This is a genomic window from Caenimonas aquaedulcis, from assembly GCF_015831345.1.
In the GTDB taxonomy this organism is placed as follows: Bacteria; Pseudomonadota; Gammaproteobacteria; order Burkholderiales; family Burkholderiaceae_C; genus Ramlibacter; species Ramlibacter aquaedulcis.
The window spans coordinates 3,421,292-3,441,611 of record NZ_JADWYS010000001.1 but is presented as its reverse complement, the minus strand read 5'-3'; the positions used below and the strand labels follow the sequence as shown (position 1 = coordinate 3,441,611).

General features: G+C 67.1%; 25 protein-coding genes. 13 read left to right on the top strand and 12 right to left on the bottom strand.

Annotated features, from left to right (window positions below):
- Position 1 precedes the first annotated feature (1 nt).
- Positions 2 to 451, top strand: coding sequence for an rRNA maturation RNase YbeY (gene ybeY / locus I5803_RS16545; RefSeq protein ID WP_196987423.1), 450 nt, complete (start codon positions 2 to 4; stop codon positions 449 to 451).
- On the opposite strand, the gene dtd is transcribed toward ybeY, so the two are convergent.
- Both dtd and I5803_RS16535 read right to left on the bottom strand, forming a co-directional pair.
- A complete protein-coding gene (dtd, locus tag I5803_RS16540) occupies positions 445 to 885 on the bottom strand; it encodes a D-aminoacyl-tRNA deacylase (protein ID WP_196987422.1) in 441 nt (146 codons plus the stop codon). The genes ybeY and dtd overlap by 7 nt on opposite strands.
- Positions 882 to 1,793, bottom strand: a complete 912-nt coding sequence (locus I5803_RS16535) for a cation diffusion facilitator family transporter (RefSeq protein ID WP_196987421.1) — start codon at positions 1,791 to 1,793, stop codon at positions 882 to 884. The genes dtd and I5803_RS16535 overlap by 4 nt, the downstream gene beginning before the upstream one ends.
- Positions 1,794 to 1,845: 52 nt before the next feature.
- Here I5803_RS16535 and I5803_RS16530 point away from each other — a divergent pair, with 52 nt between their 5' ends.
- From I5803_RS16530 to I5803_RS16515, 4 genes are all read left to right on the top strand, one after another.
- Positions 1,846 to 3,300, top strand: coding sequence for a sensor histidine kinase (locus tag I5803_RS16530; RefSeq protein ID WP_196987420.1), 1,455 nt, complete (start codon positions 1,846 to 1,848; stop codon positions 3,298 to 3,300).
- Positions 3,297 to 3,926, top strand: a complete 630-nt coding sequence (locus I5803_RS16525) for a response regulator transcription factor (protein ID WP_196987419.1) — start codon at positions 3,297 to 3,299, stop codon at positions 3,924 to 3,926. Before I5803_RS16530 ends, I5803_RS16525 begins: the two co-directional genes overlap by 4 nt.
- A 104-nt stretch (positions 3,927 to 4,030) precedes the next feature.
- Complete coding sequence (locus tag I5803_RS16520) at positions 4,031 to 4,528, top strand: GlcG/HbpS family heme-binding protein (RefSeq protein WP_196987418.1); 498 nt, start codon at positions 4,031 to 4,033, stop codon at positions 4,526 to 4,528.
- A gap of 29 nt (positions 4,529 to 4,557) precedes the next feature.
- Positions 4,558 to 5,223 (top strand): ankyrin repeat domain-containing protein, encoded by a 666-nt coding sequence (locus I5803_RS16515; protein WP_196988595.1) that lies wholly within the window; start codon positions 4,558 to 4,560, stop codon positions 5,221 to 5,223.
- A gap of 165 nt (positions 5,224 to 5,388) precedes the next feature.
- On the opposite strand, the gene tyrS is transcribed toward I5803_RS16515, so the two are convergent.
- A complete protein-coding gene (tyrS, locus tag I5803_RS16510) occupies positions 5,389 to 6,621 on the bottom strand; it encodes a tyrosine--tRNA ligase (protein ID WP_196987417.1) in 1,233 nt (410 codons plus the stop codon).
- Between the two features lie 182 nt (positions 6,622 to 6,803).
- Here tyrS and I5803_RS16505 point away from each other — a divergent pair, with 182 nt between their 5' ends.
- Complete coding sequence (locus tag I5803_RS16505; protein WP_196987416.1) at positions 6,804 to 8,162, top strand: M23 family metallopeptidase; 1,359 nt, start codon at positions 6,804 to 6,806, stop codon at positions 8,160 to 8,162.
- Positions 8,163 to 8,205: 43 nt separating this feature from the next.
- Positions 8,206 to 9,318 carry an anhydro-N-acetylmuramic acid kinase gene (locus I5803_RS16500; protein ID WP_196988594.1) on the top strand — a complete coding sequence of 371 codons (1,113 nt, stop codon included), beginning with the start codon at positions 8,206 to 8,208 and terminating at the stop codon, positions 9,316 to 9,318.
- Between the two features lie 15 nt (positions 9,319 to 9,333).
- On the opposite strand, the gene erpA is transcribed toward I5803_RS16500, so the two are convergent.
- The 5 genes from erpA to rplM form a co-directional block, all read right to left on the bottom strand.
- On the bottom strand, positions 9,334 to 9,699 hold the full coding sequence (gene erpA / locus I5803_RS16495) for an iron-sulfur cluster insertion protein ErpA (protein WP_196987415.1): 366 nt from the start codon (positions 9,697 to 9,699) through the stop codon (positions 9,334 to 9,336).
- Positions 9,700 to 9,770: 71 nt separating this feature from the next.
- A complete protein-coding gene (locus I5803_RS16490; protein ID WP_196987414.1) occupies positions 9,771 to 10,163 on the bottom strand; it encodes a bactofilin family protein in 393 nt (130 codons plus the stop codon).
- A 32-nt stretch (positions 10,164 to 10,195) separates the two neighbouring features.
- Positions 10,196 to 10,903, bottom strand: coding sequence for a DUF6776 family protein (locus I5803_RS16485; protein WP_196987413.1), 708 nt, complete (start codon positions 10,901 to 10,903; stop codon positions 10,196 to 10,198).
- A 92-nt stretch (positions 10,904 to 10,995) separates the two neighbouring features.
- Positions 10,996 to 11,388: a 30S ribosomal protein S9 gene (gene rpsI, locus I5803_RS16480; protein WP_196987412.1), complete on the bottom strand. Its 393-nt coding sequence runs from the start codon at positions 11,386 to 11,388 to the stop codon at positions 10,996 to 10,998.
- Complete coding sequence (gene rplM / locus I5803_RS16475; protein WP_196987411.1) at positions 11,385 to 11,840, bottom strand: 50S ribosomal protein L13; 456 nt, start codon at positions 11,838 to 11,840, stop codon at positions 11,385 to 11,387. The genes rpsI and rplM overlap by 4 nt, the downstream gene beginning before the upstream one ends.
- A 224-nt stretch (positions 11,841 to 12,064) precedes the next feature.
- On the opposite strand from rplM, the gene I5803_RS16470 reads away from it, so the two are divergent.
- Positions 12,065 to 12,988, top strand: coding sequence for a 23S rRNA (adenine(2030)-N(6))-methyltransferase RlmJ (locus I5803_RS16470; RefSeq protein ID WP_196987410.1), 924 nt, complete (start codon positions 12,065 to 12,067; stop codon positions 12,986 to 12,988).
- 15 nt (positions 12,989 to 13,003) lie between these two features.
- Here I5803_RS16470 and I5803_RS16465 read toward each other — a convergent pair whose 3' ends face one another.
- Complete coding sequence (locus I5803_RS16465) at positions 13,004 to 13,522, bottom strand: CAP domain-containing protein (protein WP_196987409.1); 519 nt, start codon at positions 13,520 to 13,522, stop codon at positions 13,004 to 13,006.
- Between the two features lie 104 nt (positions 13,523 to 13,626).
- Between I5803_RS16465 and paaA the strand changes: the two genes are divergently transcribed.
- The 5 genes from paaA to paaE are packed head-to-tail and all read left to right on the top strand — an operon-like array spanning position 13,627 to position 17,314.
- Entirely contained in the window at positions 13,627 to 14,649 is a 1,023-nt protein-coding gene (gene paaA / locus I5803_RS16460; RefSeq protein ID WP_196987408.1) for a 1,2-phenylacetyl-CoA epoxidase subunit PaaA, read from the top strand.
- Positions 14,646 to 14,942: a 1,2-phenylacetyl-CoA epoxidase subunit PaaB gene (gene paaB, locus I5803_RS16455; protein WP_196987407.1), complete on the top strand. Its 297-nt coding sequence runs from the start codon at positions 14,646 to 14,648 to the stop codon at positions 14,940 to 14,942. The genes paaA and paaB overlap by 4 nt, the downstream gene beginning before the upstream one ends.
- A complete protein-coding gene (paaC, locus tag I5803_RS22115) occupies positions 14,939 to 15,721 on the top strand; it encodes a 1,2-phenylacetyl-CoA epoxidase subunit PaaC (RefSeq protein WP_354001679.1) in 783 nt (260 codons plus the stop codon). Before paaB ends, paaC begins: the two co-directional genes overlap by 4 nt.
- Entirely contained in the window at positions 15,715 to 16,215 is a 501-nt protein-coding gene (gene paaD, locus I5803_RS16450) for a 1,2-phenylacetyl-CoA epoxidase subunit PaaD (protein ID WP_231402439.1), read from the top strand. Before paaC ends, paaD begins: the two co-directional genes overlap by 7 nt.
- Positions 16,216 to 16,225: 10 nt before the next feature.
- Positions 16,226 to 17,314, top strand: coding sequence for a 1,2-phenylacetyl-CoA epoxidase subunit PaaE (gene paaE, locus I5803_RS16445; RefSeq protein ID WP_196987405.1), 1,089 nt, complete (start codon positions 16,226 to 16,228; stop codon positions 17,312 to 17,314).
- Between the two features lie 3 nt (positions 17,315 to 17,317).
- On the opposite strand, the gene metF is transcribed toward paaE, so the two are convergent.
- The 3 genes from metF to ahcY are packed head-to-tail and all read right to left on the bottom strand — an operon-like array spanning position 17,318 to position 20,320.
- On the bottom strand, positions 17,318 to 18,148 hold the full coding sequence (gene metF, locus I5803_RS16440) for a methylenetetrahydrofolate reductase [NAD(P)H] (RefSeq protein WP_196987404.1): 831 nt from the start codon (positions 18,146 to 18,148) through the stop codon (positions 17,318 to 17,320).
- On the bottom strand, positions 18,145 to 18,891 hold the full coding sequence (locus I5803_RS16435; RefSeq protein ID WP_196987403.1) for a TlyA family RNA methyltransferase: 747 nt from the start codon (positions 18,889 to 18,891) through the stop codon (positions 18,145 to 18,147). Before I5803_RS16435 ends, metF begins: the two co-directional genes overlap by 4 nt.
- A 1-nt stretch (position 18,892) precedes the next feature.
- Complete coding sequence (gene ahcY / locus I5803_RS16430; protein ID WP_196987402.1) at positions 18,893 to 20,320, bottom strand: adenosylhomocysteinase; 1,428 nt, start codon at positions 20,318 to 20,320, stop codon at positions 18,893 to 18,895.

Below are 20,320 nucleotides of genomic sequence, written 5' to 3'. Positions count from 1 at the left end.
GATGCACCTGAAGCTCGACCTCGCGCTGCAATTCGGAAGCTTCCCGGGCGCGGCCGCGCATCGCGCGCTGCTGCGCAGGAAGACGGTGCAGGCCTGGATGGAAGCGGCGCTGAAGCACCCGGGGCAGATCGGCGTGCGCATCGTCGGCGAGGAGGAGGCGCGCGCACTGAACCTGCAGTATCGCCAGCGCGACTACGCGACCAACGTGCTGACCTTCGACTACGCGCACGAGCAGTGGGTCGAGGCGGACCTCGTCCTGTGCGGCCCCGTCGTGCAACGCGAGGCCGCGGAACAAGGCAAGACCCTCGAAGCGCATTACGCGCACCTGCTGGTGCATGGCACCTTGCACGCGCAGGGCTACGACCATGAAACGGACGAACGAGACGCGCTGGAGATGGAGGCGCTCGAAATCCTCCTGCTCGGCTCGCTGGGGTTTCGCAACCCCTACTGAACGCGCAGCGGGATCGTCACCGGACCGTCGTTGACGAGGTGCACCTTCATGTCGGCCGCAAATTCGCCCGTCTGCACCACGGGATGCGCGGCCCGCGCGCGCTCCACGAAGTAGTCGTACAGGTGCCGGCCGTCTTCGGGCGCGGCGGCATTGGTGAAGCTGGGCCGGTTCCCGCCGGACGTATCGGCGGCCAGCGTGAACTGGCTCACCAGCAGCAGGCCGCCCTGCACATCCTGCACGCTGCGGTTCATCTTGCCGGCCTCGTCGCTGAAGATGCGCAGCTTCAGCAGCTTCGCGAGCAGCTTGTCGGCCTGCGCTTGCGTGTCGCCGCGCTCCGCGCACACCAGCACGAGCAGTCCCGCGCCGATCTCGCCGATGGTCAGGCCGCCGACTTCGACCCGCGCACTGGCGACGCGCTGGATCACGCTGATCAAATCAGGTCCTCCTCGTCGTCGAAATGCGCCTCGACATTGCTGGGCAGGAGCTGGATGGTGGCGCGCAGGCCCGGCACCGCACTCATCAGCGCCTGCTCGACGTCCGTGCGCACCGCGGCGGCGCGGCCCAGCGTCCACGCGCCGGGCATATGCATGTGCATGTCGACGAAACGGCGCTTGCCGGACCGCCGCGTCGTGATGTGGTCGAAGCGGATCGTGTGGTGCTTGAAGCCGGCGAGCGTCTTGTCGATGGCCTCGCGAACCTCCGGCTCCAGCGCCTCGTCCATCAGGCCCTGCGATGACTTCCACATCAGGTGCGCGCCTTCGCGCAGGATGTTGAGCGCCACGCCGATGGCGACGGCCGGGTCCAGCCATTGCCACCCGACGAGCGCCACCAGCCCGATGCCCACGACCACACCGGCGGAGGTCCACACATCCGTGATGAGATGGCGCGCGTCGGCCTCCAGTGCCATCGAACGGTGCACCTGCGCCGAACGCAGCATCAGCCACGCGAGGGCGCCGTTCGCCGCGGAGCTCAAGACGGACAAGGTCAATCCCCAGCCCAGCTGGTCGAGCGGCTGGGGGTGCAGGATGCGCTGCACCGCCGCGAAGATGATGCCCAGCGCGGCCACGATGATCAGCAACCCCTCGAAGCCGGAGGAGAAATACTCCGCCTTGTGGTGGCCGTAGGGATGGTCGTCGTCCGCCGGGCGCTTCGCGATCTTGACCATCAACAAGGCGAACGCGGCGCTCGCGAGATTCACGAAAGACTCCATCGCGTCGGACAGGAGGCCGACCGATTGCGTGATCCACCAGGCGAGCGTCTTCAGCGCGATCGTCAGCACCGCCACCGCGATCGATGCACGAAGGAGCTTCTCGGGTGTCAGGTCCTGCGCGGTCCACTTCATGCGGGGATTGTGTCCGAAGAATACGGGCGCGGGGCCGTGCAAGAATCCGCCCATGCGCAACCGGCCCGCCCGCCATGGTCCCTGGATCCCCGCCTGGCTGGCCCTGTCGGTGCTCGGCGGCGTGATCTTGTCGCGCCTCGAGCTGGCGCACCTGCGCGACGATTTTGAAACCGATGCGCGCATCGTCCATCGGCTCCTGAGCCAGCGCGCGGTGCAGCACGACGCCATCCTCGAAACCCTGGCCCTCCTGCAGCCGGCCGGGGGCAGCGATCGCGCCGAGCAGCGGCTTCCTTCGGTCTATCCCCAGATCCTGTCGGTGGAGCGGCGCGATGCGGACGCCGCGTGGCCCGACGCGGCCCTGCGTTCCGCAGAGGCCGTCTCGCGCGCGCAGAAACGCCCCGCGCTCGCCGACGCCGATTTCCCGAAGGGCCGGTATCGCATCGTGCTGGGCGCGCAGCCCGCGAGCTTCGCACTGACGCTCGACCTCGCGTCGGCGGTGCCCGGATCCGAATGGCCGATGGCACGCGACTCCAGCCCCGTGCGCGTGGTGCTGGAACACGCGGGAATGCAATACGTGGTGCAGCCGGGGCGGGTGCAGGCCGGTGGCTGGGCCTTCGACTTCCGCAAGCACCTGGCCGCGGACAGCCAGCCTTTCGACGTGGTGGCCACGCGTTCCGTCGGCTGGGGCGAACTGCCGTGGCCCTGGATTCTTGCGTGGACGCTGGCGGCGGGCGCGCTGGTCGCGGGCATCCGCTCGCTGCGCCGCCAACGCGCCGGCCGCGAGCGCGCGGAGGAGCTGCTGCGCCTCGGCCAGGTGGCGCGCCTGAACACCCTGGGTGAACTCGCGGCGGGCATGGCCCACGAACTCAACCAGCCGCTGACCGCGATGATGGCGAGCACGCAGGCGGCGCGCCGGTTGCTCGATGACGACCCCACGGACCTCGTGACCGCGCGCGATGCCATGGCGCAGGCCGTCCAGCAAGGCCGCCGCGCGTCCGATGTGGTGAGCCGCCTGCGCCGCGTCGTCGAACGTCCGGGCGCGGCGGCGCAATTGCAGCCGGTCGATCTGCAGGAGGCCGCGCGCAATGCGTTCTACCTGCTGGAGCCGGAGTTCGCGCGCAGGCAGGTGCGTGCCCGTCTGGCCGACGCGGCGCCGGTGCGCGTGAACGCCGAGCCCGTGGCGCTGGAACAGATCGTGCACAACCTTCTCATGAATGCACTGCAGGCGCTGGACCAGGTGCCCGAGGCCCAGCGCGAGTTGCTCGTCTCGGTCGCATCGCAGGAGCGCAGCGGCGTGCTGGTGGTGGCGGACACCGGCCCGGGCATCGCCCCGGAAGTGATGCCGCGCATCTTCGAGCCCTTCTTCTCCACGCGCGAAGCCGGGCTCGGGCTGGGCCTGAGCCTGTGCGAGACGCTCGCCGCGGGCATGGGCGGCCGCCTCGAAGCAGCACAACACGCGCCGCGCGGCGCGGAGTTCCGGCTGACATTGCCGGGGGCCGCGCCATGAACGCACCGCTGTCGCCGCTGGTCCACCTCATCGACGACGACGAGGCCGTGCGCGCGGGCCTCGCCCTGTTGATCGGCACCGTCGGACTGCGCGTGCAGGCATGGGGCGATCCGCAAGCCTTCCTCGCGGGATTCGACCGCCAGGCCATCGGCGCGATCGTGCTGGACGTGCGCATGCCGGGCATCAGCGGGCTCACGGTGCTGGACCAGCTGATGGCGCAGGGCGTGGACCAGCCGGTGATCATGCTCACCGGGCACGGCACGGTGGAGATGTGCCGGCGCGCGTTCAAGGCGGGCGCCGCGGAATTCCTGGAGAAGCCGGTCGACGACGAGTTGCTGCTCGAGGCGCTGCAGTCGGCTGTGCGACAGCACGTCAAGTCGCGCGAGCGCATCGCCGCGGGTCGCGAGGCGCGCGAACGCTACGCGCAATTGTCCGAGCGCGAGCGCGAAGTGCTGGGCCTCATCGTGGAAGGACTCACGAACAAGGAGATCGCGCGAGCGCTCATCCTGTCCCCGCGCACCGTGGAAACGCACCGGGCCAACCTGTTCGCGAAGCTGGAAGCCGCCTCGCTCGCGCAATTGATCCGGCAATACGCCGCGCTCGTCGACGAAGCCGGCGCTGCGTAGTTCTACGGAGGCTCGCGCGTAGCGCCCCGAATAGCCGTTGTCGCGGCCCGTCCCTACATTTCTCCCAACGGTTGACCGAACCGTCACACACGAAGGAGAACCCCATGCAACAGCGCCTTTCCCTGTCCATCCTCGCCGCGGGCCTTGCCTTGGCCGCCGGTTCCGCCGGTGCCCAGGCCGTGCGAACCGAAAAGAACATCTCGCTCGAACTGGCCAACCAGGTCGCCGCGGGTGCCGTGGCTGCCTGCGCGGCCAACGGCTACGCGGTGGCCGCCACCGTGGTCGACCGCGCCGGCGTCGTGCGCGCCGTCCAGCGCGCGGACAACGCGGGCCCGCACACGCTCGCCTCCAGCCAGCAAAAGGCGTGGACCTCCGCATCCGCGAAAAACACGACCCTGGCGATGATGGAAGGCGCGCAGAAGAATCCCGGCGCCGCGAACCTCGTGTACCTGCCCGGCTTCCTGCTGCTCGGGGGCGGCGTGCCGATCAAGGTTGGCAACGAGACCATCGGTGCCGTCGGCGTCGGCGGTGCACCCGGCGGCAACCTCGACGAACAATGCGCGGTGGCAAGCCTGGACAAGGTCAAGGACCAGCTGAAGTGATCGCCCTTCGCCGGATCGTCCTGGCCACCATGCTGGCCGCGGGGTGGGCGATGTCCGTGCCGTCGCTGGCGCAGGTCGGACCTTCCCCCGCCGAGGCTGCGGGGTACCAGGGCCTGCACGCCGCCGCGCAGCGCGGCGACGCGGCGCAGATCGCGGTGCTTGCTGCCGGCGGCGCGAACCTCAACGCGCGAGATGGCAACGGGCGCACGCCGCTGCACGTCGCAACCTTCGCCCGGCAGCGCGATGCGATCCGCGCACTCGCGAAGGCCGGCGCGGCGATGGACCTGCTGGAGAGCGACCGGTACGACGCAGTCACCATCGCTTCCGTCGCGGGCGACGAAGAGACCCTGCGCCTGCTGCTCTCGCTCGGCGCCAGCGCGAAGCAGGTGACGAGCCGCTATGACGGCACCGCCCTGATCGCGGCTGCTCATTTGGGGCACGACGGCGTCGTCCGGCAGCTCATTGCCGCGGGCGCGCCGCTCGACCATGTGAACAACCTCCACTGGACGGCCGTGATCGAAAGCATCGTGCTCGGCAACGGCGGTGCGCGCCACCAGGCGACGCTCAAGGCGCTGGTGGATGCGGGAGCGAACCTGCAGATCACCGACCGTCAGGGCAATACGCCGCTTTCGCTGGCCCGGTCACGGGGCTACAACGAGATGGCGAAGATGCTCGAGCAGCGCGGCGCGCGCTAGTGCGGCCGGCCAGGGTAGGCTATCAACTGCGGTTCGATCCGGCGCCAGCGCATGGAAGCCCCGGTCGTTATGTACCAGGAGCGCACCGTGCTCCAGCGCGATGGCCGCGATCAGGCAGTCCGACACGGCCTCATTGCACAACATCTGTACAAAGAGGCCACATGCCTAGCCGATCGTCACCTTCGCGAATTTGCGCTTGCCCACCTGCACGACATACGTGCCGCGGTCGAGCTTGAGGCCCTTGTCGCTCACGACGCTCGAGTCCACGCGCACGCCGCCGCCCTCGATCAAGCGGCTCGCCTCGCTGGTGGATGGCGCGAGGCCTGCCTGCTTCAGCAAGGCGCCTATGCCCAGAGGCGCACCGGAGAGCGTGACTTCGGGGATGTCATCGGGCACGCCGCCCTTGCTGCGGTTCATGAAGTCCTGCTCGGCCGCGTCGGCGGCCTGCACGCTGTGGAAGCGGGCGGTGATCTCCTTGGCGAGCATCACCTTGGCGTCCTTGGGATTGCGGCCGCCCTCCACTTCCTTCCTCAGCGCGGCGATCTCGGCCTCGCTGCGGAAGCTCAGCAAGGTGTACCAGCGCCACATCAGCGTGTCGGAGATGGACAGCACCTTGGCGAACATGCTGTTCGCGTCCTCGTTGATGCCGATGTAGTTGTTCTTGCTTTTGGACATCTTCTCGACGCCGTCGAGTCCTTCCAGGAGCGGCATCGTCAGGATGCACTGGGGCTCCTGCCCGTATTCCTGCTGCAGGTGGCGGCCCATCAGCAGGTTGAACTTCTGGTCCGTGCCGCCGAGTTCGAGGTCGCTCTTGAGCGCCACCGAGTCGTAACCCTGCATCAGCGGGTAGAGGAACTCATGCACGCTGATCGAGGTGCCGGCCTTGAAGCGGTCATGAAAGTCGTTGCGTTCCATCATCCGCGCGACCGTGTATTTCGCCGCGAGCTGGATCATCCCGCGCGCCCCGAGCGGGTCGCTCCATTCGCTGTTGTAACGAATCTCGGTTTTCTCGGGGTCCAGCACCATGCTGGCCTGTTTGTAATAAGTCTCGGCGTTGGACTTGATCTGCTCGGCCGTCAGCGGCGGGCGGGTGGAGTTGCGGCCCGACGGGTCCCCGATCATGGAGGTGAAGTCGCCGATCAGGAAGATCACGGTGTGCCCCAGGTCCTGCAGCTGGCGCATCTTGTTGAGCACGACCGTGTGGCCCACGTGGATGTCGGGCGCGGTAGGGTCCAGGCCCAGCTTGATGCGCAGCGGCACGCCCGTGGCTTCGGACCTGGCGAGCTTGGCGAGCCAGTCCTCCTGCGGGATCAGCTCCTCCGTGCCGCGCATGGAAATTGCCATGGCCTCACGCACGCGGTCCGTGACGGGGTATTTTGTAACAGAGGCTTGATTCATAAGGATTTTTTTCCGGCCGGCGGCCGGGGGGCCGGTATACTGGCCCCAGCTTTCGTGATGCCGGATTCTAGTTCGCGCATCTATCCTCGTAGGGGACGGGCGCTAGTCACCGTGAGGATTCGCCTACACGGGATGTAGGACAAACGGAATTCCCGGAATTCCGCTCTTTCCAGGACCTGCCTTTGAAAAACGGTTTGATCGCCGCCGGTGAAAAGCTGTTGTCCCGCGCGGCCCACGCGCTGGAACACCACCCGAAGCAAGTGACTGCCCTGCTGGCCGCGATCCTCCTGTGCGGCGGCGGCGGCGCATTCGCCGTGGCCAAGCTCACACCGGACGCGCCGGACCGCCCCGTGCGTGAAGTGCTGGAATCGGTGTCTCCCCTGCCTGTGCAACGCCAGCTCGACGCACTCGACGTTCACCGCTTCAACCTGTTCCGCTCCGAGGTCTCGCGCGCCAGCGACACCGTCGAATCGCTGCTCGCGCGGCTGGGCGTGAGCGACCCTGCCGCGGCTGCGTACCTGCGCGGCGACAGCACGTTCCGCGCGCAGGTCCTCGGCCGCGCCGGGCGCATCATCACGGCGGAAGCAAGCGACACCCAGGCCCTGCAGAAAATCAGCGTGCGCTGGACCGCCGGCGACGACGGCACATTCCGCCGCCTGGTCATCGCGCGCGATGCGATCGGCTTCGCGTCCCGCATCGAGAGCGCGCCCCTCACGGCATCGACCCGCATCGGCAGCGCGACGATCCGCACCTCGCTCTTCGCGGCAGCCGACGAAGCGCGCATTCCGGATGCGGTGATCAGCCAGCTGATCGACATCTTTTCCGGCGACATCGATTTCCACCGCTCGCTGCACAACGGCGACCGCTTCAACGTCGTCTACGAAGCGCTGGAGGCCGATGGCGAGCCGATGCGCACGGGCCGCGTGCTGTCCGTCGAATTCATGAACAAGGGCCAGCTGCACCAGGCCATGTGGTTCCAGGAGCCCGGCCGCAAGGGCTCGTACTACTCGCTCGACGGCAAGTCGCTCGATACGGGCTATCTCGCGTCGCCGATGGAATTCTCCCGCGTGACCAGCGGCTTCGCGAACCGCTTCCATCCGATCCTGCACCAATGGAAGGCGCATCTCGGCGTGGACTACGGCGCGGTCATCGGCACTGCGGTGCGCGCAGTGGGCGACGGCACCGTGGAATTTGCCGGCGAGCAGAACGGCTTCGGCAAGGTGGTGATCGTTCGCCACAACAACACCGACGAAACGCTCTATGCGCACCTGAGCCGCATCGACGTGCGCGCCGGGCAGCCGGTGCGCCAGTCCCAGAACGTCGGCGCGGTGGGCATGACCGGTTGGGCGACGGGCCCGCACCTGCACTTCGAATTCCGCGTCAACGGCGTCCACCAGGACCCCACGCTGATCGCGCGTCATCACGGCGAGTCGTCCGAGCTGTCCGCCCAGGCACGCCCTGCGTTCGATCGCATGGCGCAGTCGATGCGCATCCAGCTCGCCGCGGCGCAGGCTTCGTCCAGCGTCGCCCGGGCCGACTGAACCTCGGCGCCTGCGGGGCTTTACGGCGGGGCGCTACCATCGCCTGATGCCTGATCTCTACATCGGCCTCATGTCCGGCACGTCGCTCGACGGCGTTGACGGCGTGCTGGCAGATTTCTCCGTCCATACCCCTCTGGTCGTCCACCACGCGAGCGCGCCCTTCGCGGCGTCGCTGCGCGACGAACTGCTTGCGCTCAACACCTCCGGCCCCGATGAACTGCATCGTGCGGCGCTGGCCGGCAATGCGCTGATGCGCGTCTATGCCTCGGTGGTCGAGGAGCTCCTGGCCGGCTCTCGCGTGGCCCGGGATGAAGTACGGGCGATCGGCGCGCACGGGCAGACCGTGCGCCATCGGCCGCAGGAATTCGACGGCACCGGCTACACCTTGCAGCTGTGCCAGCCGGCGCTGTTGGCCGAACTGACGCGGATCGACGTGGCCTGCGACTTCCGCACGCGCGACGTCGCGGCCGGCGGGCAGGGTGCGCCGCTCGCGCCCTTCTTCCACCAGCAGATGTTCGGGCGCCCGGGTGAATCGGTCGGCGTGCTGAACATCGGTGGCATCTCGAACCTCACGCTGCTGCGCGCCGACGGATCGATGACCGGTTTCGATTGCGGCCCCGGCAATTCGCTCATGGACTTGATGGCAGGCAAGCACCTGGGTAGCCCGTTCGACGAGCAAGGCCGCTGGGCCGCCTCGGGCCGGGTGATTCCGGAGCTTCTGCGTGCGATGCTGTCGGAGCCCTTCTTCGGCAAGGCGCCGCCCAAGAGCACCGGCCGCGACCTGTTCAATCCTTCATGGCTGGACAAAGCGACGGGCGCCTTTCCGGGCGTGCAACCTGTCGACGTGCAAGCCACGCTCGCGGAGTTGACAGCCCGCGCCTGCGCCAGCGATGTCGCCCGCCACCAGCCCGACCTGAAACGCCTGATCGTCTGCGGCGGCGGCGCGCTCAATGCGCACCTCATGGATCGATTGCGCGCCCTGCTGCCGGGTGTGGGCGTCGCTTCCAGCGCTGACGCCGGCTTGCCTGCGCTGCAGGTCGAGGCGACGGCCTTCGCCTGGCTCGCGCGCAAGACCGTGCGCCGCGAAAAACTGGCGCTGGAAAGCACCACGGGCGCCAGAGGCGCCCGTGTGTTGGGATGCATCTACCCGGCCTGATGCCGGGCGGAGCCCTCAGGTCGAGAAGCTCGAACCGCAGCCGCAAGTGCTGGTGGCGTTCGGGTTCTTGATCACGAACTGCGCACCCTGCAGGTCTTCCTTGTAGTCGATCTCGGCGCCGACCAGGTACTGGTAGCTCATCGCGTCGATGAGCAGCGACACGCCGTTCTTGGACATGACGGTGTCGTCTTCGTTCGTGACTTCATCGAAGGTGAAGCCGTACTGGAAGCCCGAGCAACCGCCGCCCTGGACGAACACGCGCAGCTTCAGGTCCGGGTTGCCTTCCTCGGCTATCAGGTCGGCGACCTTGGCTGCGGCGCTGTCAGTGAAGATCAGCGGGGCGGGCATTTCGGTTTGAAGGTTCTCTGCAACTGCGCTCATGGGGACTCCGGGAATGGGACCAACTCAGGACAACTCGGTTAATAGTACTGCAATTTGGTCGGGAATTCCGGTCAGAGGTTGTTTGACGCCAGCTTGAGTAAGGGCTTTTCGTCCCCCTCGAGCGGCCTCAGCTGGCCGGAGATGATCGCGCCCTTGTGCATCTCGAGCGCGCGGTAGTACACATCCCCTTCGATCCGCGCATTGGGCTGGAGTTCCAGCAGGTCCTTCGCATGGACGGGGCCGCGCACGGTCCCGTTGATGATCACATGGTCCGCCTGGATCTGGCCCTGCACCACCGCAGCCTCGGAGATGACGAGGATGCTCGACTGGTCGTCGCTGGCGCGGATGTCGCCGACCACTTCGCCGTCGATCCGCAGCCCTTCCGTGAACTGCAGGTTGCCGTCGATCCGGCTGCCTTGGGCGATCAGGCTCTTGATGGGGGGCTGTGCATTCTTTCCGAACATGATGATCTCCTCTTGAACGACTACTGTTTGTCTTACAGCTTGATGCTCTGCACGGCGCGGGTGGCCGCGCCCTCCACCAGCTTGGCAGACACGTTTTGTACCACGGCCTGCGGCGGCAAGTCGACCATGCCCTCCACGCGCCGGTACTGGCGAAACTGGATCGGCAGCGCCCCGCCCGGCAGGTCCATCATCCACGGCTTGCCGTTCTGCGTGCCCGACAGGCTCAGCTGCAGCTTGCCCCTGAACTCGGCCACGTTCTTGCCGGGCTGCATCACGAGCACCTGCCATTTCAGCTGCGAGCCGCCGGCCAGCACTTCGGCCTGCAGTCCCCGTATCGCCAGGCCCTCGCCACTGGCGGGCATCAGTTTTTCGAAGAAACCGAGGTCGTCGCGCAGCTGGCGGTTCTCGGCTTCGAGCGACTTCACCTGCGCGGTCAGGCGCTCCTGCGCGGTCTTTTCTGCTGTCAGCAAACTGGCGGAGGTGTTGAAGACGGACTGTGCCTTGTCCCGCTCTTCGCGAAGCTTGGCGTTGTCGTTGCGCAGGCGCAGCAGTTCTTCCTTCGCGCCGGTTTCCAGCCCCGCGATGTCCTTGCCGAACTCGAAGGCCCACAGCGCGATCGCGCCGCAAAAGCCCAGCACGATGGCCGCGGCGGCCCAGCGCAGCGGCCATGGCATGGCGCTTCGCACCGCCATGCGCGGGGCGCTGATCGTGAGTCGCCTTCGAAGCAGCTTGAATCTCATCGGTGGGTGTTTGGGGCTAGCTCAACCATACAGGGTACAAAAAAGCCGCAACAAGAAAACTTGTGCGGCTTTGTAAGCGGAGCAGGAAGCGTTTAGCGCTTGCTGAACTGCTTGCGGCGGCGTGCGGAGTGCAGGCCGACCTTCTTGCGTTCCACTTCGCGCGCGTCACGCGTCACGAAGCCGGCTTGCGACAGCGCGGGCTTAAGCGCCGCGTCGTAGTCGATCAGCGCACGGGTGATGCCGTGGCGCGCCGCGCCGGCCTGGCCGGACTCGCCGCCGCCGTGCACGTTGATCTTGATGTCGAAGGTTTCGACATGGTTCGTCAGGAACAGGGGTTGCTTGACGATCATGATCGACGTCTGGCGACCGAAGAACTCCTGGATGTCCTTGTCGTTGACGGTGATCTTGCCCGTGCCTTTTTTCATGAACACGCGGGCGACGCTCGACTTGCGGCGGCCGGTGCCATTGTTCCAGTCACCGATCATGCGCGTGCTCCCATTTCAGCGTTGGGCAATTCCAGCACCTTGGGCTGCTGGGCGGTGTGGGGATGCTCGGCACCGCCATACACCTTGAGTTTCTTGATCATCGCGTAGCCGAGCGGGCCCTTGGGCAGCATGCCCTTGACGGCCTTTTCCAGCGCGCGGCCGGGATGCTTGGCTTGCATGTCGCGGAAGTTGGTGGCACTGATGCCGCCCGGGTAGCCCGAGTGACGGTAGTACACCTTGTCCTGGTTCTTCGTGCCGGTGACCCGGATCTGCGAAGCGTTGATGATGACGATGAAGTCACCGGTATCGACGTGAGGCGTGTAAATGGCCTTGTGTTTGCCGCGCAAACGGAGAGCAACTTCGCTGGCTACTCGTCCGAGGACCTTGTCGGTCGCGTCAATCACAAACCACTCGTGCGTCACGTCAGCTGCTTTGGCGCTGAACGTTTTCATGAGTCTCTTTCGAGTGAAGGTTTGCCCAACCAGAGGTTGGTTTCATTGAATCCTTTTCCACGGTCGGCGTTCCTCTGACGGGAATCTCTTAGGTGGGGTTACCTCTTTCAAGGCCTCTGCCGCGGGATCACAAGGCGCTGCAGAGCCCGCAATTATACGAAAAATCAAGGACTTAGCGCAAGCTTTGGGGCGTGCACCCCAGAGGGCGGAGGTAACATCGCCGGATGTTCAGCTACCGACACGCCTTCCATGCCGGCAACCATGCCGACGTGCTCAAGCACACCATGGTCATCGCGATGCTGCGGCACCTGACCGAAAAGGATACGGCGCTCGTCGCGATCGATACCCATGCCGGGGCGGGGCTCTACCGGCTCGACGGCGACTACGCGGGCACCTCCGGCGAGGCGGCCGAAGGCGTCCTGAAACTCGCCGCCGCGCTGAGCGACAAGAATCCTGGCGGTCCTGCTATCAAAGACATAGCGCCCGCACTCCAGGATTACCTCTCCCTCATCGCCACCTTCAACAAGGGCGACTCCCACAGTGTCTATCCCGGCTCGCCCTTCATCATCCAGTCCCTGCTGCGCACCGAGGCGCGCGACAAGCTCAAGCTGTTCGAACTGCACCCCACGGACATCAAGGCGCTGGCCGGCAACATCGCGCAGCTGAATGCCGGGCGGCAGGTCGCGGTCGCGCGGGAGGACGGCTTCGAGGGCCTGAAGGCATTCCTGCCGCCGCCTTCGCGCCGGGCCTTCGTTTTGATCGACCCGAGTTACGAGATCAAGAGCGATTACGGAAAAGTAAGCGCCTGCATACAAGACAGCCTGACCCGGTTCGCCACCGGTACCTACGCCGTCTGGTACCCCATCATCCCCCGGCCCGAGGCGCACGACTTGCCCCGCCGTCTGAAGACGCTGGCCAACCGGGCGGGCAAGAGCTGGCTGCACGCCACCCTGGCGATCGGCCAGGACGAGGAGCGCAAGACCCTCGGCGAGCCGGCCGCCCGCGGGCAAGGCTTGACCGCCAGCGGCATGTTCGTCGTCAACCCGCCGCACACGCTCAAAGGCGCCTTGCAGCTCGCGCTGCCGCAGATGGTGCAGATCCTCGGGCGCGGCAAGGGCCAGGGCCACACGCTGGAGAGCGGCGGCTAGTCCACGGCGCGCGCTTCAGCGATTGCGCCCCAGCACCATCGTCCAGTAGGTGCCCCACCTGCTGCCGGGACGCTCCACGCAGGCCACCGCGACGTCCGTGAACCGCGGCTCCATGATGTTGCTGCAGTGGCCCGCGCTGCGCATCCATCCGGCCATGACACCGTCCACCGACTTCTCGCCGCCCGCGATGTTCTCCGCGACGCCGCGCCAGGGGTAGCCCGCCGCCGACACGCGCTGGCCGGCACGCGCGCCTTCGGGGCTCACGTGATCGAAGTAGTTCCGGCGTGCCATGTCGGCCGAATGCAAGGCCGCGGCGGAAAACAACGCGTCGTTCCAGGCGAGCGGCGGCGCCGGCGGCATGGCTTCGCGGCCGCAGCGCTGCGATCCGGCGCGCGCCGCGCGCAGATGCCGCATCAACGATTCGCGAAATCCCGGCAAATGGCAGCTCGTCGAGGCGTCCAGCGCGATGTGGGTCGCCTTTGCCGCGACCGTCACGGGTACGGCCGTGCAGACCGCCGTCGCCAGTGCGACCATGACTCTCCTGACCGAAGCGCAGCCGAATCTCATCCGCGCAGTATCGCAAGGGCAGGCCAACAATTAACCGACCACTCGGTCGGTTAATTGTTATACTCCCTTCCATGTACACCCAAGCCCTCGACCTGCCCGACCCGGAATCGCAACGCACGTTGAAGTCCGTGCCCGCACCCGGAGAGGGCGCCGCGTCCGACCTGCAGGCGCAGTTCGACGAACGCATCGACGCCGACCGCAAGATCGAACCGCAGGACTGGATGCCCGAGGCCTACCGCAAGACGCTGGTGCGGCAGATCAGCCAGCACGCGCACAGCGAGATCATCGGCATGCAGCCCGAGGGCAACTGGATCTCGCGCGCGCCCTCGCTCAAGCGCAAGGCCATCCTGCTCGCCAAGGTACAGGACGAGGGCGGCCATGGCCTCTACCTGTACAGCGCCGCCGAGACGCTGGGCACCAGCCGCGACCAGATGCTCGAGGCCCTGAACCAGGGCAAGGCCAAGTACAGCTCGATCTTCAACTACCCCACGCTCACCTGGGCCGACGTCGGCGTGATCGGCTGGCTCGTGGACGGCGCGGCGATCATGAACCAGGTGCCGATCTGCCGCTGCTCGTACGGTCCCTACGCGCGCGCGATGATCCGGATCTGCAAGGAAGAAAGCTTTCACCAGCGCCAGGGCTTCGAAAGCCTGATGGTGCAGATGCAGGGCACGCAGGCCCAGCGCGACATGGTGCAGGACGCCGTGAACCGCTGGTGGTGGCCGGTGCTCGCGATGTTCGGCCCGCCCGATGCCGACAGCCCCAACAGCGCGCAAGGCATGCGCTGGGGCATCAAGCGCATCAGCAACGACGACCTGCGGCAGAAATTCGTCGACGCGACGATCCCGCAGGCGAAGATCCTCGGCGTCACGGTGCCCGACCCGGACCTGAAGTGGAACGAGGCCCTGGGCCGCCACGAGTACGGCGCCATCGACTGGGACGACTTCTGGGCCGTGGTCAACGGCAAGGGGCCGTGCAACAAGGAGCGCCTCGCCACGCGGGTGAAGGCGCACCAAGACGGCCAGTGGGTCCGCGATGCGGCACTGGCGTACGCGCGCAAACAGCAACAGCGCGTCATGAAGGAGGCCGCATGAGCACCGACGTCAGGAACGAATGGCCCTTGTGGGAAGTCTTCGTGCGCTCCAAGCAAGGCCTGGAGCACAAGCACTGCGGCAGCCTGCACGCCGCCGACGCGCAGCAGGCGCTGCAGATGGCGCGCGACGTGTACACCCGCCGCATGGAAGGCGTGAGCATCTGGGTGGTTCCGTCCTCCCTCATCACTGCGAGCGAGCCGGACGACAAAGCCGAGTTCTTCGAGCCCGCGGGAGACAAGATCTACCGCCATCCGACCTTCTATTCGATCCCCGACGAAGTGGGACACATGTGAAGGCGCCTGTCGACTACCTGCTGCACCTCGCGGACAGCGCGCTCGTGCTCGGGCAGCGCAACGCGGAGTGGTGCGGCCACGGGCCGGTGCTGGAAGAAGATATCGCCATGGCCAATATCGGCCTGGACCTCATCGGCCAGGCGCGCCTGTTGTACCAGCACGCGGCTTCGCTCATGGGCGACGGCGTGACGGAGGACAGCCTTGCCTACTTCCGCGATGCTCCGCAGTTTCGCAACTGGACGCTGGTGGAACTGCCGCACCACGGCCCGCTCGCGGGGACCGTGGCGGCGGATCGCGACTACGCCACCACGATCGTGCGCAACTTCCTGCAAAGCACGCTGATGTTGCTGCTGTGGGACGCGCTGCAATCGTCCGCCGATGCGCAGCTCGCGGCCATCGCCGCCAAGTCGCTCAAGGAGACGCGCTATCACGTGCGCCACTCGCGCGACTGGCTCGTGCGTATGGGCGACGGCACCGAGGAATCCCACCGCCGCGTGCAGGCCGCGCTCGATCACCTGATGCCCTACACCCAGGAGTTCTGGACGGTGTCGCCCACCGAAGCGCAGGCCGCGGCGAACGGCACCGGTGTGGACCCGGCTTCGCTGCGCGACGCATGGAACGCGATGCTCGACGCCGCGCTCGCCGAGGCGACGCTGCGCAGGCCGGACGACGCCGGCCATCTCACGCGCGGCAAGCAGGGCACGCATTCCGAGCACCTGAGCTACCTGCTCGGCGACATGCAGGTCCTCGCGCGGCAGCACCCGGACGCGCGATGGTGACCCGCGCCGAGTACGCGTGGCACGTGCTGGACACGGTGGCCGACCCGGAGATCCCCGTCGTCTCGATCCGCGAGCTCGGCATCCTGCGCGAGGTGAACGAACGCGGCGACACGCTCGAAGTCGTGATCACGCCGACCTACAGCGGCTGCCCCGCGATGGGCCAGATCGAGGACGACGTGCGCGCGGCCCTGGCTGCCAGCGACATCCGCGCGGACATCGTCACGCGCCTCGCACCTGCATGGACCACCGACTGGATGACGGATGCCGCGAAGGACAAACTGCGCGCCTACGGCATCGCGCCGCCGCATACGCGCGCGCCATCGGACAACGTCGTCCAGTTCATGAAGCCGCGAGCCCGCGGTGAGAGCGTGGCCTGCCCGCAATGCGGCTCCACCAACACCACGGAAACCTCCCATTTCGGTTCCACGGCCTGCAAGGCGCTGTACAGGTGCCTGGATTGCCGGGAGCCCTTCGACCACTTCAAGCCCTACTGAAGCGTCGCGCATGGCCGCCCACTTCCATTCCCTGCCCATCGCCAAGGTCACGCCGGACGCCGCGGGCGCCGCCGCGATCACGCTGGCCGTGCCGCCCGCGCTGCGCGAGCGATTCGACTTCCGTCCCGGCCAGTTCGTCACGCTGCGCGCGCTCATCGACGGCGAGGACACGCGCCGCAGCTACTCCATCTGCAGCGCGCACCAGCGGTATGCGTCGCAGGGCGAATTCGACGTCGGCATCAAGCCGGTGGAAGGAGGCCGCTTCTCGCGCTGGGCGGCCGCGCAGCTTCGTGCGGGCGACCTGCTGGACGTGATGCCGCCGGACGGCCGCTTCACCCCGCACGATCCGCAGGCGCGCCATCGCGTGGGCTTCGCGGCGGGCTCGGGCATCACGCCGATCCTGTCGATCATCGCCACGACCCTGGCCGCGGAGCCCGAATCGCGCTTCACGCTCGTGTATTGCAACCAGCGCGCGAACACCATCATGTTCAACGAGGCCCTGCAAGACCTGAAGGACCGCTACCCGGCGCGCCTCACGCTCTTGCACCTGCTCTCGCGCCAGCCGACCGAAGTGCAATTGCTGCACGGCCGGCTCGACGAAGCGAAGGTCACGGAATTGCTGGCGTCGCTCATCCCACCCGCGAGCATCGACGAGGCCTTCATCTGCGGCCCCGAGGCGATGATCGAAGGCGTGGAACGTGCGCTGGAAATTGCCGGCGTGCCCCCTCAGCGCGTGCACGCGGAACGCTTCGCCTCGCCCGGCGATCCCGCGTCGGCCCGCCATCGCGCTTCGCCGGCGCATCGCCACGACACCGTGCTGGCGCACCAGCTGGACATCGTGCTGGACGGCAAGACGCATCACCTCGGCATGGCGGCCGACGACCGCGTGCTCGATGCCGCGCTCGACGCCGGCCTGGACCTGCCCTATTCCTGCAAGGGCGGCGTGTGCTGCACGTGCCGCGCCCGCGTGCTGGAAGGCAAGGTCGAGATGGAAAAGAATTTCACGCTCGAGCAGTGGGAGATGGACAAGGGTTTCGTCCTCACCTGCCAGGCGCGGCCGCTCACCACGAAGGTGGTGGTGAGCTACGACGAACGCTGAGCCTCACTCGCCGCGGAGGCGCTTGCAGATTTCCACGGTCGCGGCCGACTGGTTCATCGTGTAGAAATGCAGGCCCGGCGCGCCGCCCGCGCGCAGCTGCTCGCACAACTGCGTCACCACGTCGAGGCCGAAGGCGCGGATCGACGCCGAGTCGTCGCCGAAGCTTTGCAGCCGCAGCCGGATCCAGCGCGGGATCTCCGCGCCGCAGGCATCCGAGAAGCGCATGAGCTGCGTCGAGCTCACGATGGGCATGACGCCCGGTACGATGGGCGCGTGCAGCCCCAGGCGGTCCGCTTCCTCCACGAAGCGGAAATACGAATCCGCGTTGTAGAAGTACTGCGTGATCGCGGAGTCCGCGCCCGCGCGGACCTTGGCCGCATACGCCTGCAGGTCCGCCTCGGGGGAACGCGCCTGCGGATGGACTTCCGGATAGCACGCCACTTCGATGCGAAACGCATCGCCGGTTTCGGCGCGGATGAAGGCGACGAGATCGCTCGCGTAATGGAATTCGCCGCCGGCCCCGTAGCCGCTCGGCAGGTCGCCGCGCAATGCGACGAGCCGCTTCACGCCCATCTGGCGAAGCACGCCGAGCTGCTCGCGAACGGTGATGCGTGTCGCGCCGATGCACGAAAAGTGGGAGGCCGCATCCACGCCCTCGGCAAGGATCTCGGACACGGTGCCGAAGGTGCCTTCCTGGGTGGAGCCGCCGGCGCCGTAGGTGACGGAGCAGAACTCCGGCTGCAGCGCGTACAGCGATTGCCGCGCGACGCGCAGCTTCGCCGCGCCCTCCGGCGTCTTGGGGGGAAAGAATTCGAAACTGATGGGGAGACTCATGGGGTCCCTTCCTGCAAGGCGTGGATGAAGAATTCGCGGTTGCCGTCGCCTCCCGCGATGGGGCTCTCGAACCAGCCCTTCACGCGCAGGCCCAGTTCCGCGCACGCATTCCTGATCCGCTGTTCGATGAAGGCGTAGTGCGCCGGGTCGGTGACGATGCCGCCCTTGCCGACCTGCCCGGGCTGGAGCTCGAACTGCGGCTTCACCAGCATCAGCAGGTCGCCGCCCGGCCGCAGCAGGGGCGCGAGCGCGGGCAGCACCAGCGTGAGCGAAATGAAGGACAGGTCGCCCGTGATGAAGTCGAAGTCCTCGCCCACGTGCTCCGCCGCCAGCTCGCGCGCATTCACCTTCTCGATCACCGTCACCCGCGGGTTCTCGCGGATCGAAGGATGGATCTGCGCCTGGCCGACGTCGACGCCGACCACATGCTCCGCGCCATGGCGCAGCAGGCAATCGGTGAACCCGCCGGTGGACTGGCCCACGTCGAGGCAGCGCTTGCCCGCCACGGCGACGCGCGCCGCGGCGAGCGCGCCTTCGAGCTTGAGCCCACCGCGCGAAACGTAGCGGGCCTCCGAGGTGTCGAGCAGCTCGACTTCCGCGCCGTCAGGCACCTCGTCGCCGTTCTTCTTCACCGGGCGCCATGCGCCGCGATCCATCCAGCGCACCCCGGATGCGATCAGCCGTTGCGCCTGCGAGCGGGTCGACGCGAGACCGCGCTCGACGAGGAGCTGGTCCGCGCGCACGTCAGTAGCGGTAGGTGTCGGGCTTGTACGGGCCGACCTTCGGCACGCCGATGTACTCGGCCTGCTCGTCGGACAGCTCCGTCAGCATCGCGCCGACCTTCTTCAGGTGCAGGCGCGCGACCTTCTCGTCGAGGTGCTTGGGCAGCACGTAGACCTTGCCGACCGAATACGAATCCTTGCGCGTGAACAGCTCGATCTGCGCGATCGTCTGGTTGGCGAAGGACGAGCTCATCACGAAGCTCGGGTGGCCGGTGCCGCAGCCGAGGTTCACGAGGCGGCCCTTGGCGAGCAGGATGATCTTCTTGCCGTCGGGGAAGATGATGTGGTCGACCTGCGGCTTGATCTCTTCCCATTCGTACTTCTCGACCGACGCGATGTCGATCTCGTTGTCGAAGTGGCCGATGTTGCAGACGATCGCCTGGTCCTTCATCTTCGCCATGTGCTCGTGGCGGATGACGTGCTTGTTGCCCGTCGCCGTGACGAAGATGTCGCCCTTGTCGCACGCGTATTCCATCGTGACGACCTTGAAGCCTTCCATCGCGGCCTGCAGGGCGTTGATCGGGTCGATCTCAGTGACCCACACCTGCGCCGACAGCGCCCGCAGCGCCTGCGCGGAGCCCTTGCCCACGTCGCCGTAGCCGGCCACGACCGCGACCTTGCCGGCGATCATGACGTCGGTGGCGCGCTTGATGCCGTCCACCAGCGATTCGCGGCAGCCGTACAGGTTGTCGAACTTGCTCTTGGTGACGGAGTCGTTCACGTTGATCGCGCGGAACAGCAGCGTGCCCTTCGCGCTCATCTCGTTCAGGCGGTGCACGCCGGTGGTGGTTTCTTCCGTGACGCCGATGATCTGCGCGCCCTTGCGGCTGTACCACGTGGGGTCCTGCGCGAGCTTGGCCTTGATCGAGGCGAACAGGCAGGTTTCCTCCTCGCTCGTCGGGTGGGCGATGAGCGAGGCATCCTTCTCGGCGCGGCGGCCGAGGTGCATCAGCAGCGTGGCGTCGCCGCCGTCGTCCAGGATCATGTTGGGGCCTTCGCCTTCCGTGCCCCTGGGGCCGAAATCGAAGATGCGGTGCGTGTAGTCCCAGTAGTCCGCCAGCGTTTCGCCCTTGATGGCGAACACGGGCGTGCCGCCGGCGGCGATGGCGGCGGCGGCGTGGTCCTGGGTGGAGAAGATGTTGCACGACGCCCAGCGCACCTGGGCGCCCAGCGCCTGCAGGGTCTCGATGAGCACGGCCGTCTGGATGGTCATGTGCAGCGAGCCGGTGATGCGCGCGCCCTTGAGCGGCTGGGCCTTCGCGAATTCCTCGCGGATGGCCATCAGGCCGGGCATTTCGGTTTCCGCGATGCGGATTTCCTTGCGGCCCCAGCTGGCGAGGGACGGGTCGGCGATCGCGCTGTCGGCGATGGGTTTGAGAACGGCGTTCAT

What these genes read in the sequence shown, in the direction of transcription:
- ybeY (WP_196987423.1), top strand. Translation starts at nt 2, where the DNA reads ATGCACCTGAAGCTCGACCTCGCGCTGCAATTCGGAAGCTTCCCGGGC.
- I5803_RS16535 (WP_196987421.1), bottom strand. Translation starts at nt 1,793, where the DNA reads ATGAAGTGGACCGCGCAGGACCTGACACCCGAGAAGCTCCTTCGTGCA.
- I5803_RS16530 (WP_196987420.1), top strand. Translation starts at nt 1,846, where the DNA reads ATGCGCAACCGGCCCGCCCGCCATGGTCCCTGGATCCCCGCCTGGCTG.
- I5803_RS16525 (WP_196987419.1), top strand. Translation starts at nt 3,297, where the DNA reads ATGAACGCACCGCTGTCGCCGCTGGTCCACCTCATCGACGACGACGAG.
- I5803_RS16520 (WP_196987418.1), top strand. Translation starts at nt 4,031, where the DNA reads ATGCAACAGCGCCTTTCCCTGTCCATCCTCGCCGCGGGCCTTGCCTTG.
- I5803_RS16515 (WP_196988595.1), top strand. Translation starts at nt 4,558, where the DNA reads ATGCTGGCCGCGGGGTGGGCGATGTCCGTGCCGTCGCTGGCGCAGGTC.
- tyrS (WP_196987417.1), bottom strand. Translation starts at nt 6,621, where the DNA reads ATGAATCAAGCCTCTGTTACAAAATACCCCGTCACGGACCGCGTGCGT.
- erpA (WP_196987415.1), bottom strand. Translation starts at nt 9,699, where the DNA reads ATGAGCGCAGTTGCAGAGAACCTTCAAACCGAAATGCCCGCCCCGCTG.
- I5803_RS16490 (WP_196987414.1), bottom strand. Translation starts at nt 10,163, where the DNA reads ATGTTCGGAAAGAATGCACAGCCCCCCATCAAGAGCCTGATCGCCCAA.
- I5803_RS16485 (WP_196987413.1), bottom strand. Translation starts at nt 10,903, where the DNA reads ATGAGATTCAAGCTGCTTCGAAGGCGACTCACGATCAGCGCCCCGCGC.
- rpsI (WP_196987412.1), bottom strand. Translation starts at nt 11,388, where the DNA reads ATGATCGGTGACTGGAACAATGGCACCGGCCGCCGCAAGTCGAGCGTC.
- rplM (WP_196987411.1), bottom strand. Translation starts at nt 11,840, where the DNA reads ATGAAAACGTTCAGCGCCAAAGCAGCTGACGTGACGCACGAGTGGTTT.
- I5803_RS16470 (WP_196987410.1), top strand. Translation starts at nt 12,065, where the DNA reads ATGTTCAGCTACCGACACGCCTTCCATGCCGGCAACCATGCCGACGTG.
- I5803_RS16465 (WP_196987409.1), bottom strand. Translation starts at nt 13,522, where the DNA reads ATGGTCGCACTGGCGACGGCGGTCTGCACGGCCGTACCCGTGACGGTC.
- paaA (WP_196987408.1), top strand. Translation starts at nt 13,627, where the DNA reads ATGTACACCCAAGCCCTCGACCTGCCCGACCCGGAATCGCAACGCACG.
- paaB (WP_196987407.1), top strand. Translation starts at nt 14,646, where the DNA reads ATGAGCACCGACGTCAGGAACGAATGGCCCTTGTGGGAAGTCTTCGTG.
- paaD (WP_231402439.1), top strand. Translation starts at nt 15,715, where the DNA reads ATGGTGACCCGCGCCGAGTACGCGTGGCACGTGCTGGACACGGTGGCC.
- paaE (WP_196987405.1), top strand. Translation starts at nt 16,226, where the DNA reads ATGGCCGCCCACTTCCATTCCCTGCCCATCGCCAAGGTCACGCCGGAC.
- metF (WP_196987404.1), bottom strand. Translation starts at nt 18,148, where the DNA reads ATGAGTCTCCCCATCAGTTTCGAATTCTTTCCCCCCAAGACGCCGGAG.
- ahcY (WP_196987402.1), bottom strand. Translation starts at nt 20,320, where the DNA reads ATGAACGCCGTTCTCAAACCCATCGCCGACAGCGCGATCGCCGACCCG.